This window comes from Psychrobacter muriicola 2pS (assembly GCF_904846535.1).
Classification (GTDB): domain Bacteria; phylum Pseudomonadota; class Gammaproteobacteria; order Pseudomonadales; family Moraxellaceae; genus Psychrobacter; species Psychrobacter aquimaris.
Map to the genome: position 1 here is coordinate 260,078 of NZ_CAJHBC010000005.1, position 12,101 is coordinate 272,178.

The 12,101-nt window shown below is 42.0% G+C and carries 9 protein-coding genes, 1 other RNA gene and 1 pseudogene; 4 read left to right on the forward strand and 7 right to left on the reverse strand.

Going from position 1 to position 12,101, the window contains the following annotated elements; all coding sequences use genetic code 11:
- Window positions 1-26 precede the first annotated feature (26 nt).
- Window positions 27-1,391, reverse strand: a complete 1,365-nt coding sequence (locus JMX93_RS09650) for a L,D-transpeptidase family protein (RefSeq protein WP_443215063.1) — start codon at window positions 1,389-1,391, stop codon at window positions 27-29.
- A gap of 365 nt (window positions 1,392-1,756) precedes the next feature.
- Here JMX93_RS09650 and prmB point away from each other — a divergent pair, with 365 nt between their 5' ends.
- The gene (gene prmB, locus JMX93_RS09655; protein WP_193012943.1) at window positions 1,757-2,923 is read left to right on the forward strand and encodes a 50S ribosomal protein L3 N(5)-glutamine methyltransferase; all 1,167 of its coding nucleotides are present in this window, start codon (window positions 1,757-1,759) and stop codon (window positions 2,921-2,923) included.
- 55 nt (window positions 2,924-2,978) lie between these two features.
- On the forward strand, window positions 2,979-4,082 hold the full coding sequence (gene aroC, locus JMX93_RS09660) for a chorismate synthase (RefSeq protein WP_193012942.1): 1,104 nt from the start codon (window positions 2,979-2,981) through the stop codon (window positions 4,080-4,082).
- Window positions 4,083-4,228: 146 nt separating this feature from the next.
- Here the strand turns inward: aroC and JMX93_RS09665 are convergent, their stop codons facing one another.
- The 4 genes from JMX93_RS09665 to JMX93_RS09680 form a co-directional block, all read right to left on the reverse strand.
- Complete coding sequence (locus tag JMX93_RS09665) at window positions 4,229-4,429, reverse strand: hypothetical protein (protein ID WP_193012941.1); 201 nt, start codon at window positions 4,427-4,429, stop codon at window positions 4,229-4,231.
- Between the two features lie 116 nt (window positions 4,430-4,545).
- Entirely contained in the window at window positions 4,546-6,348 is a 1,803-nt protein-coding gene (creC, locus tag JMX93_RS09670) for a two-component system sensor histidine kinase CreC (RefSeq protein WP_499204555.1), read from the reverse strand.
- A 69-nt stretch (window positions 6,349-6,417) separates the two neighbouring features.
- Window positions 6,418-7,200, reverse strand: coding sequence for a response regulator (locus JMX93_RS09675; RefSeq protein WP_499204556.1), 783 nt, complete (start codon window positions 7,198-7,200; stop codon window positions 6,418-6,420).
- 337 nt (window positions 7,201-7,537) lie between these two features.
- Window positions 7,538-8,881 (reverse strand): glycerophosphodiester phosphodiesterase family protein, encoded by a 1,344-nt coding sequence (locus JMX93_RS09680; RefSeq protein WP_499204557.1) that lies wholly within the window; start codon window positions 8,879-8,881, stop codon window positions 7,538-7,540.
- 389 nt (window positions 8,882-9,270) lie between these two features.
- On the opposite strand from JMX93_RS09680, the gene JMX93_RS09685 reads away from it, so the two are divergent.
- Complete coding sequence (locus tag JMX93_RS09685) at window positions 9,271-9,942, forward strand: alpha/beta hydrolase (protein ID WP_198332851.1); 672 nt, start codon at window positions 9,271-9,273, stop codon at window positions 9,940-9,942.
- An 85-nt stretch (window positions 9,943-10,027) separates the two neighbouring features.
- Window positions 10,028-10,386: a transfer-messenger RNA gene (gene ssrA, locus JMX93_RS09690) on the forward strand.
- Window positions 10,387-10,492: 106 nt separating this feature from the next.
- On the opposite strand, the pseudogene JMX93_RS09695 reads toward ssrA, so the two are convergent.
- Together JMX93_RS09695 and JMX93_RS09700 are read right to left on the reverse strand one after the other, a co-directional pair.
- A pseudogene (locus tag JMX93_RS09695) lies at window positions 10,493-10,606 on the reverse strand (IS3-like element ISPar2 family transposase); the annotation flags it as partial.
- A 52-nt stretch (window positions 10,607-10,658) separates the two neighbouring features.
- Window positions 10,659-12,095 carry a toxin-antitoxin system YwqK family antitoxin gene (locus tag JMX93_RS09700; protein WP_499204558.1) on the reverse strand — a complete coding sequence of 479 codons (1,437 nt, stop codon included), beginning with the start codon at window positions 12,093-12,095 and terminating at the stop codon, window positions 10,659-10,661.
- Between the last annotated feature and the right edge of the window lie 6 nt (window positions 12,096-12,101).

Genomic DNA, 12,101 nt, shown 5'->3' on the forward strand with positions numbered 1-12,101 from the left:
TTTTTTTATTCATCATTTATGACTTATTATTTAAGCTCAACGGTCGCGCCATTTTCGATATTGGCATAAACCTCTAACACATCCCAGTTGGTCAAACGCACACAACCTGCAGAGGCTTGACGGCTAATTCCTTCAGGTTTTGGTGAGCCATGTAGGCCATATGATGGTTTAGACAAGCCCATCCATACGACTCCGACAGGGCTGTTTGGGCCTGGTGGTAGCATATGTACTTGTTTATCTGCGCCTTTACCAACTGTCGCTTTGTACCACGGCATTTTCACTTTATTAATGATTTTAAAGGTGCCTTGTGGTGATGGCGTTGCGTCACTACCAATGGTGGTTGGGTAAGTGGCAACCAGTTTATCGCCGTTATAAGCATATAAAGTCTTATCGGCTTTATTGGCAACCACACGGTTAATGCGCTGATTAAGCGGTGCGCGGGTATTTAAAACGGTGATGGTTTCGCCCGCTTTATACTGCTTGTTTTTATTCAACTTATCTAAATAACGCACATCCATATGGAAGCGCTCACCAAACATCTCTTTAATATCTTGATAGTATAAGCCTTTCATCTTCGACTTGGCTTCTGCGCCAGCAGGTGTGGTGGCAAAATTGGTCTTGATATCATCTTCAGTGATGGTGTAAGTTACAAGCACAGGTTTATTCGCTGGGATATTTTTATTTAAAGCATCCCATGTTTTTTGGTCCATTTTGCCCGTTGCTGGTAAGCCTTTCATGGTTTGAAAGTTGATCAGTGCTTTTTTACTGTTCATACCCCAACCGCCATCGATAGCACCAGGAGAAGCATGGTTCCAATCGAGCAATGCTTGCATTTTAATCGTCATTGCCGAGTTAACTTTCATATTCGGTGTCCATGTGGCACCGTTTACTTGTTTGGCGTAATTCGACAAATTCAGCGTGGTATGTTTTTTACCATCAACATCTTCGATGCTTTTGATAGAAGTATCAGCTGGACGAGCCTCAGATAGGGTGGCGGTAGGGGCAGCGACGGCTTGACCTTCACTAATATCGTCAGTAATATCAGACTGCACATCTTTACGAGCCAATTCTTCTACTGTCATATTATCAGCACTGACTTCTTGTTGCGCTGTTTCTACGTCGACTTCCTGTTTTTCGTCAATCAGCTGAGTCATACGGTCAGGCGAATTAGACTTTAAGGCAGGCGTGGCTACTACAGGAGCACGATCATCGATTGAGCTGCTACGGTTCTCTTGTATATCAAGGCTAACTTTTTTGGCAATACTGGGCATAGAATTAGCCGTACGTACTGGCAATGTGCGAGTCTCATCAGCAGGGGCAGCCGTTGCGCTAACACTGGCACTGGCGACAGCGATAGATATTGCAGTAATAATTGGCTTTATTTTCATCATATTGAGTCACTTGTGGTTGCTACTAATGCGGCTATTATGCGCATAATTTGCATGCTTCGCAAACTTTCGATACATCTTTTTTCATTAAAGTCTTGCCAAACGTCAACCGTTGACGTATTCACTACAGTTTGGCAATAACTGAGCGAGGGTGTATATAAGATGATGCGCCATTCTTACTTAAAATTCCTACTATCCACGTTGTTTTTAGAAGCATTTTTATAAACATAAAAGTGCAAATATTGGCGCAGCTTAGCGTTTATGTCTATAATGGTGAATAAATTTTTATTTAATAGATCGGCTTTTAACAAAAGGCGTTTTAACCCATCCGCATGTAGTCAGTGAACATGTAATCAGCAAGGTGCGATATGTCAGAAGACCAAACAATGAGCGCAGAAGAATTTCAAAATCAATACTTCAATGACGATGGTGTAGAGGGTGAGATGGCGTTTGATTTAGAGAGTGGAATTCTTGGTGAAGACGATCAATTTGCCAATTTACCTGCAGAGTTAGAAGAAGCCCGCGAGCAGTTGGTTAGTATTCGTGATTTTATTCGCTTTTCGGTCACCCAGCTCCGTAATTATGATGTGGTCGTTGCACAAGGCACCACCGATGAGTTTGCTGAAGCATCTGCCATTGTCTTGCATTCTCTGGCTTTAGATTGGTCAGCCAATGAGCAGATTCTCGATTGTCGCTTAACCAACTCAGAGAAGCAGTTAGTACTGAGTTTGTTAGAAGAGCGTATCGCTGAGCGTAAGCCATTAAGTTATTTGATTAACTTGTCATACTTCTGTGATTTGCCTTTTTATGTCGATGAGCGGGTGCTAATTCCAAGATCACCTATCGCAGAATTGATTCGTCAGCAGTTCCATCCGTATTTTGATGTCAATGAGCTTGCCAAGCCACTTGGTACGAGCGTCAACGAGCAGGCAGCTACGTTTTACGATCACGGTTTAGAGGTCAAGCAGCTGTCGCAGCCTGAGCGTATTTTAGATTTATGTACTGGCTCTGGTTGTATTGCTATTGCGCTTGCGACGCGTTTTGTCGATGCGTTGGTTGATGCCGTCGATATTGATAAAGGCGCACTCGAAGTAGCCATGGTTAACGTCGATCATCATGATCTTGGTCATCAGGTGAATGTGATTGAGTCCGATCTGTTTGCTAAGCTTCCTGCTGAACACCAGTATGAGTTGATTGTTACCAATCCGCCGTATGTCGATGCTGCCATCATGGCAGAGCTGCCCCCTGAATTTTTATACGAGCCAGAGCATGCGCTAGCCGCAGGTCAAGATGGACTGGACTTGGTACATCGCATTCTTTTTGAAGCGCCAGATTATCTAAGCCCAGAAGGCTTGCTTATCTGCGAAGTGGGCGATAGCGAATGGGCGTTAAAGCAAGCCTATCCTGAAATCCAGTTTGACTGGTTGAAATTTGCCCACGGTGGTCACGGTGTCTTTGCGATTACCTATGATGAGCTCATGGCGCATCGTGAGCTGTTCAATGCCTATGTACAGCTATTAGATAGCATTCAATAGAGTATCGAGATTTACGCTATAATCAAAAATCGACTTCATTTGTTTAAGGATAAATATGGCAGGCAATAGCATTGGACAGGTTTTTACGGTCACGACGTGTGGTGAGTCACATGGTGCAGGTCTTATGGCAATCGTCGATGGTGTGCCGCCCGGCTTAGCCTTATCCGCAGAAGACTTGCAGGTAGATTTAGACCGTCGTAAACCTGGGTCATCTAAGTATTCGACCCAGCGCCGCGAATCTGATGAAGTTGAGATTATCTCTGGTGTGTTTGAGGGTAGGACGACTGGCACGTCTATTGGCCTGCTGATTCGCAATACCAATCAAAAATCCAAAGATTATAGCGAAATTAAAGACACGTTTCGCCCCGGTCATGCCGATTATACTTATAGCATGAAGTATGGCTTTCGTGATTATCGTGGTGGTGGTCGCTCCTCAGCGCGTGAGACGGCGATGCGCGTGGCGGCAGGTGCTATCGCTAAGAAATATCTACAAGAGCGCTTAGGGGTGCAAGTCCGTGGTCACGTCACGCAAATTGGCAATGAGTATAGTAATGTCCTAGAACCTAGCCAAATTGATTGGGACTTTGTGAATAGCAATCCATTTTTTTGCGCGGATGCCGATGCTGTCAGTCGTTTTGAGACTTTGATAGATAGTTTGCGCCGTGAAGGCACTAGCTGCGGGGCACGTTTAGAGATTATTGCCAGTGGTGTGCCAGTTGGACTGGGTGAGCCAGTATTTGATCGTTTAGATGCTGATATTGCCCATGCGATGATGAGTATCAATGCCGTAAAAGGCGTCGAGGTTGGTGACGGAATGGCAGTGGCAGGACAGTTCGGTCATAGCTCTCGTGATGAGCTGATGCCAGACGGTTTTACTGCCAATCATGCTGGTGGTATTTTGGGTGGCATCTCGTCAGGGCAAGATATTCGTGTCAGTATTGCGCTTAAGCCAACCTCTAGTATTACTACGGCTGGCAAGAGTATCAACACACAAGGGGAGTCGGTTGATATGCTCACCAAAGGTCGCCATGACCCTTGCGTTGGCGTACGTGCCACGCCTATAGCAGAGGCCATGCTGGCTATTGTCTTGCTCGATCATTATTTGCGCCATCGCGGTCAAAATGCGGATGTGAAGCAGCCGGTAGCATCTATTACGTAGATGAATATTTAAAAAATATATCGTAGATTTATCAGCCCTTGGTTGTTTCCAATATTCTTATTAGAAACAACAAAGGGCTTTTTTGTGGACGATTAAAAAATGAGTGATTTAATAAATCAGGCACATTCAGCAAACTAATAATAGTCTTAGGCAGCTACTTGATATTGGTCAACAGCCACACATTGCTGATGACGAAATACCAATAGTAGTTGTTGGCTGGGAATGGCTAGCCAATGCCCAAAAGCGATACTCTCAATGCCTTCATGTGACAGTGCTTGTAGGCAAAAATGACGACTACCGCCTAAGCAGTTTTCTATAATTTGATTTTGAGTAAGCAAGCTTGGCATAGATTTTCTATCCTTAATATTGGTTACGAATTTGAATAACGCTATCGTAAAACAAGTAGATAGAAAACCTGTGTAGGAATGATGGAAAATTCATGAACTGGCATAGATGTTGATTTTTAAGCCAATGGTAGGGTTAAGCTAACCATGACACCAGAACGCTGATTCTTATCAGTACCAATTTTATCGTTATCAGCATGGACGTTATTAATAGTTACCTGACCTCCATGATGCTCAATCACTTGCTTAACAAGGGTTAAGCCAAGGCCAGTACCTTTTTTTAGGGTATTACTAGACATGTTAGGCTGTGTTTGCCTAGTATCGGACATTGAGTTTTCGTCTTCTGAGAATTTTGAGAAATGCTCTGATGTATTGTCAGTAGCTTGACTCTGATGCGACAAGCTGAAATAACGGTCAAACGCTTTATCAATGGCATAATCAGGTAATAATTTACCATTATTAAATATATTGATAGTGACGGTTTGCGCTGAACTATTTTTCGCGATGCTTTGCAGATAAATGGCGACTGTGCTATCGGCAAAATGAATGGCGTTATCTAATACATTTTGCAGCACCTGTACCAACCAAAACTGGTCAGCGAAAACGCTGGTATTTGCTAAGATATCTGGCGATAAAAGGGTTGTTTCAGTAACCGGTTTTTCATCAAGATAGATGTCGATAGGCGCTAGGTGCTGCTGTTGCAATTTAGCGCTATTGTCTTTTGCAAGGGTTTGTAACAACGGTAGTAGGGGGGTCAGCTGCCGATTCAGCTTAAAAGTCGGTTGCTCAACTTTGGCAAGTAATAGCAGCCGATCAATCAATTGCTGCATTTTGATACTTTGTTCACCAATGGACTGTATGAGCATCTGTTGATCCTCTTCATCAAGTCCATTGTCTTCTAGCAGCTCACTACTGGCACGAATGGCGGTTAAAGGGCTTTTGAGCTCATGGGTTAAGGTATGAACATAGTCAGTGACATAGGCTCGGTTTTCCAATCGATGTTTCATAGATTCGATGGTATCTGTTAGGCTATTAAGCTCATGACCTAAGTAAAAATAAGGTTTTTTGGTGTCTTCTGCCAGCGCACTGGTATATTGGATAACCAAAGTAATGCTTTGCTTAAGCCACCATGCGACCAGTCCTGCTAATATAAGGGCAGCAATACTCATGAGCAGCGCTGTGATAAGCATGCGATTGCGCGTATTGTCCAAATAAGGCAACACGCTAGCGACAGGCTTGCCGATGCTAACGATACCAATCAGGTTGCCAGCGTCATCCTTTATCGGCTGCGCCACATACATGACCGTACCATCGCGCTGATTATGGTCTCGCGTCGTGCTTCTGGCGCCATACTGACCGTTTAAGGTTAAATAGACATCGTTCCAGCGGCTGTAATCTTGTCCTTCATCATTGTCCGGTTCGGGCATAGAGTCGTATATGACTATGCCTTTATCATCGGTGACGTATATCCGAAAGCTGCTATAGTTTTTGTTTTTATATTCTGGCTCTTGAGTGTCATCCATTGTTGGTATACCGATGAATGCCGTATCAAGCCTTTTTTGATAGGCATCATCGTATAGCTGCCCTGAAGACAGTGGTATCTGTAAACTTGCCGCCAGCAATTTGCTGGTATCTAACAACGTATCTTCGATGACTTGCTGCGCTGTCGGTTTGACATAACCAAACAGCTGAGTAAATGCGACCACACCGCAGATAATCAGTACTAACGCCAACGCGAGCCAAATTCTAAAAAAAATACTCAAATTCAGCAGTCGTTTTGTTTTAGTCGTTTGCTGCGCGGTGCCGATAGGATGCAGTTTTGCATACCAATTACTTTGGCTGGCATGAGTGCTGCTGTCAGCCTTATTATTAATATCAGTATTAGGATGGCTGTTAGCACTATCGTTGGTTTTATGATTCATATTTTCAGGTATATTATTTGACGTTATAGAAGGTCGATTTTAAGCAAAATATGGCTAAGTAAATTGTGGCTAGGCGGGGCACAAGGCGTAACCCAAGCCGCGATGGGTATGGATGACATCGATGCTGGCATCGACAGTGGCTAATTGCTTACGAATGGACTTGATATGACTGTCTATGGTTCTCGCCAAGCGATGATCGGGATAATCACTTACAGCGCTCAGCAGTTGCTCACGGCTAAAGACTTGATTGGGAGCTTTTAACAAAGTCAATAAGATGTTGCGTTCGGTGTTACTAAGCTCAAGCTTCTGCTCTTGCCATTTTAAGGAGTAATTAAGTGGTTGGTAGTGCCAGATGCCAGACTGACATTCAAATGTTAAGGCTTGCCCCGACATGGTATTCGAAGAGACAGGATTTGCTGTATCGTTTGCCTCTGCTGTATGGGAGGTGGGCGACTGAGACAATAATTGCTCACGTCGCCAAATGGCTTTTAGACGGGCAACCAACTCGCGCGGGCTAAAAGGCTTGGCACAATAATCATCACCGCCCATCTCTAAACCCAAAATTCTATCGACCTCATCGCTACGTGCGGTCAAGAAGATGATAGGAATGTCTTTTAAGCCATCAATATCAGCAGTGTGGCGTATTTGTTGGCAGAGACTGAGGCCATCACCATCTGGTAACCCAACATCCAAAATAATCGCTGATAGATCTTGTGCTTCAGCACTATGCAGCATTGGTAATACGCTGCTTGCATTATCGAGCCAAGTGATTTGCCAGCCCTCGCGCTTGCAAGTAACCTTGAGTGACATCGCGATAGCAGGATCGTCTTCTACCAGTAAAATATGGGTCATAGTCTCTATATCATCTTATAAGCTTAGGAAATTATCGTAGCACAAAATAGCAGATTGCTTTTGCTGACATGAGTCAAATGGTGTGAAAAGTTGATGAAAAAGTGGGGTGCTAAGTAGACAGTTTATGATGTAATCACCTTAATACGCTCAATAAAAAAGACTAGCTCAATGAAAAAGCTGGCCTTAGTGTTAAAGATTGAGCGTGATTATAATTTGTGCTCAAAAACTAGAATGATAATCGATGGAGTAGCAACGAAAACGAATGCAACGATTACATATCAGTAGACTCAGTGAATTTGACACTGCTAACCATGTTTTTGGCAGTGCCAAGACTAACCTATTTAAGACCCTTACAGTTGGCATAGTAGCTGACCGTAGCAGGCCAGTCTGAAAAAATGCCTTGGACACCGACGTCTTGCGCTAGTACGTCAATATAGTTCATCATATCACCATCATTGTTGATAGCATCGCCAAGACCGCTATAGTACCAATCACCACCATCTGCTAATGGCCCTGAACGCTCTATCGACCAGGCAATAATTTTTAGATCATTGGCTTTGGCTTGTTTTGCGTATTCTGATGGTTGCATATTTCCCTCACCATCAGTAGTTACTAATAACCAAAGTGCTGGTGCAATGGTGTTGATGCCGCGTGCTTTGATATCAGCCAATGAATGCTTCCATGTGCTTGCATCATTTTTATCAAATGTTTTATCCTTAGCGGTTTCATTACTGTCATCAATAAGGTAAACGGCATTAGCCCCATAAGCTGGCTCGTTTTTGATCCAGTAATCAAGATCTTCTATATTGAATGACTGGGCAAATACATCGCTTGCAGGCACGTCCGCTGCCTTATAAGTATCTATCAGCTGTTGGCGGTAATCGTTCAAACGATAGTCATTAAACGGCATGGTCACTGCAGGTGCTTTTAGTTCAGGCGTGTGTTTCATACCCAGCTTGCGAGCCAATGCGATATGGTCTTTTAACGTCAACACCTTACCGTTTTGTGAATACAAGTCCGTTCGCCAAGGCGCGGTTGCATTCATATATTCGCTAATACTGGTTGCTTTTTTATTGGCAGCATCCATTTTACCCTTTAAGGTTTTAAATTGAGCGGCACTGATATCTGAGGTGCGACATTCGATACTATCGGCATTGGTAAGTTTACCCTGAGCATCCAATACAGGCGGTACGGTACATTGCTTGGCCAGCGGCGTGGTCAAAATATTAGTGGTAGTGTGTAGATCATTTTGGGCATGACGACAGACAAGCTCACCGTCATTGGTAAAAGCGACATCACATTCTAAGATGCCAGCACCCATTTGTGCTGAAGCCACGTAGCTATCATAAGTATGTTCAGGTAGTTGTAGTGGCGCACCTCGATGCGCAATAGAGAAGTCTGTCCTACTTGGCAGTTGCCCTTTGCATGCCTGTAACTCTTCTTTTAGTGGTCCCTCATCCATATCGTTTATCAGATAAAACGGACGCACCCCATAGGTATATGCGAGAGGTGAGGATGATTGTACTGTCGATGCAGTGACTTTTGATGTCATCATTGAATGGCGGTCTGTAGTGCAGCCGATTATCAATAATGAGGTGATAAGCGTTAAAGGTAAGGCAAGATTAATCTTAGCTAGGATCTGCTTACTCAGCTCAAGCGCTGATTTATTAGAAATTGTCATGTAAAATGTTCCTGCAAAATTATAAAAAATCCCATCGGCCAGATTGATAGGAATTAAAAAATTAACGTTTGACTATTGGTTGCTACTTGCTAAAAGAAACTAAAGGTCGCGTACGTATTTGTAAGAGCTTAGAACTAATGTAGACATAATTGTAGGCACATGCGATAAAGAATAGACAAATGACTGTATTTAAGCTCGATAGTATCGGTCATGAGATCATATGTGCCTTTCTATGTTGTTCACATTTTTGCTATTGTCTGTTCAGTACCTCATTATTGATCACGCTCCCAAACTAACAGATGATGTTGACCATATAATGACACACACGTTATTTTGGCAAAAATATAGAAATGCTTAGGGCATATCTCACTACAGTATTAAGGATAACTATGAGTAATTATTTAGACGCAGTCGTCGTTGAACACAACCCATCTCAAAAGAAGATAGATCGCGCGGTGATTTGGCTGCATGGCTTAGGCGCTAGTGGTCATGACTTTGAGCCAGTCGTACCTCAACTAGGCTTGGCTGAGGATATGGCTGTGCGTTTTATCTTTCCGCATGCGCCTAAACGTCCAGTGACGGTGAATGGTGGTATGGTGATGCCAGCTTGGTACGATATCATAGAGATGAGTTTAGAGCGGAAGGTAGATGTCGCTCAAATTGAAGAGTCTTCTCAGCAGATACAAGATTTGATTAGTCGCGAGATTGAGCGCGGCGTGTCACCAGAGCATATCGTCATTGCAGGATTTTCACAGGGCGGGGCAGTCGCGTATCACGTGGCACTCGGCTATCCAAAACGTTTGGCTGGCTTGATGACACTCTCTACGTACTTGGCAACTAATGATAATATCGAGTATAGTGCTGCCAATAAAGACATGCCAATTTTGATTGAGCATGGCACCCATGACCCAGTCGTACCTGTTATCTTGGGCGAGCAAGCGCAGCAGTTATTGTCAGCGAAGGGTTATAATGTCACTTATCATACTTATCCGATGGCGCATCAAGTTTGTATGCCGCAGATTCAAAACATCGGTAAGTGGCTAAATAAAGTACTGGCTTAGAGGGTTGAGCTGTAACGTAATGTAATACAGATATTATATAGGTTGAAAGTCGACGTATAAGTCCTATATAATAGTCGACCTTATTGGGGATGTTCTGGCTTCGACGCTGGTAATGAAACTCAATGATGCATGTCGAGAGTGTATGTCCTCTCGTTAATCAAACATATATTGTTATAGTCGCAAACGACGAAACTTACGCTCTAGCAGCTTAAACCCTGCTTACTTGGTTGCTGATCACCTACAGTTGGTCAACTAAGTTGAAGCGTCCGCATGTAGGCTCGCCACAAGTGATTGTCTCAATCGCTTGGGTTCAAAAGTAGAGAATCGGCTAATCCATCCTGACTGTCGGATCGGTGCAGACTAAAATTAAAGACAGAAACTAAACATGTAGATTCATGAGCGTAATGCTGGCGGACGCGGGTTCAACTCCCGCCATCTCCACCAAATATTAAAAATCCGATCACTTAATGTGGTCGGATTTTTTTTGGTTTGATTTCTATATATTGGTTAAAAGGGAAGTAATTATCCTAACCATAAAGCACCTAACAAATAGGGTTAGAAAGCATAGTCCAAAGCCACATTTCTTATTGTGGGTAGTAAGCTCTATCAGCAAGTCAGCGATCTGACTATTCTTGTCAAAGGCCACGGAGGACTTGTGAAAATATAGTCAAAACATAGTATTATAAATATATTAGCATTAAAGGAGGTATCAGAAATTAATTTAAAGCAGGACTTAAGTCACGTTTATCAATCCAGCCGAACTTAGTGGCATTCTTATAAGAAACTTTGACCCAGTCTTCGTTTTGGTCAAAAGCTTCAATCAGATCACCTTTGATATAATAATTTGGCTTAGTTCTCAATTCAAAACTTTCATCAAGTATTTCTGCTTTTTCTTTTTTAACTGTGTACTTAATTGGAAGTGGAGGACAGTCTTGCAATATTTCATTATCGCTTTTATCTAAACTACTAGTTCGGCTATCTAAACCTTGTAAACTAAATTCTTGATTATCAATACAATAGTATTCTTTACCATTTGCCAAATAACCTTCAGTTGCAAAAGAATTTATATGCCATTTGTTATTCTTTAAAATAAAATAATAATCCTTAAAAGGAAAGCCTTTGCTTGAAAAGTATGTTGATAAAGAAAAACCGTTATTATTAGGTCTTGGTAATATTTCAGCTAAGAAAAAGCCTCCATCATCAGTAAAGCTACTAGTCTCCAAGCTTAATTTGTATTTACCACCTTTGTCTACAGTAAGAACATAAAGTTCGTCACCCTGATATAGATTAGCATTATCATTGATACGACTAATTACTAAATCATCTATACCATCTGCAGTAACATCAAGAGTAAATATTTTAAACTGATTTTTTGCCAAATCCTTTTCGATTTCCTGCAGAGATAGTGGCCCATTAAATATGAATTCTTCAATGGTTCCATCTATATTCCATGATTTAGAAATACCAATTTTTTTGCCATTTTTATATTTAAAGTCGTAAATATAAATATCAGGAGACAAGGAATATTTTGCATAGCAACGACCATTTTTAATACCATGATCATAATTGCATTCACCTGTTAGAACCCCCTGTTCATTCCAGCTCTTTGATGTACCATGCAAAACTCCATCTTTATAATGGTCTTCACTCTTTTTTTGTCCATTTTCAAAATACTCAATCCAAGTATCTGTGGGCATGTTATTTTTATAATTTGATTCTATTTCTTTATCACCAGATTCAGACCATACTATTCTTGCTCCTTCTATTGGGTAATAGTTATTGAGATGAGTTACGTCCTCATTATCAGTATATTCAAGCTTACCATCTGTTAAAATATAGGGATTGGTAAACTTTTCTCCAGAGATAAAAAAGTCCTGCACTAAGTAACGATTATTAGGTAATTCTTTAATGAGAACTCGATAATAATAGGCATCTGACTCAGAGGATTGTTCAAGACCCGATAAATCGTGAGCTTTCATATACAGAACGATATTTTTCTTAGCGTCAATGTCGCTGTTAACGTTATCCACTTTAGCCGTGGTTATCGTTTCTTCATTGCTTGGTCGATGTTCTGCAGAAGTTGATTGTGCATTACAAGCGACTATTGAAGTCAGGGCTGTTAGTAAGAGAAATATTTTTAGCATGTTTTTCATTTAATT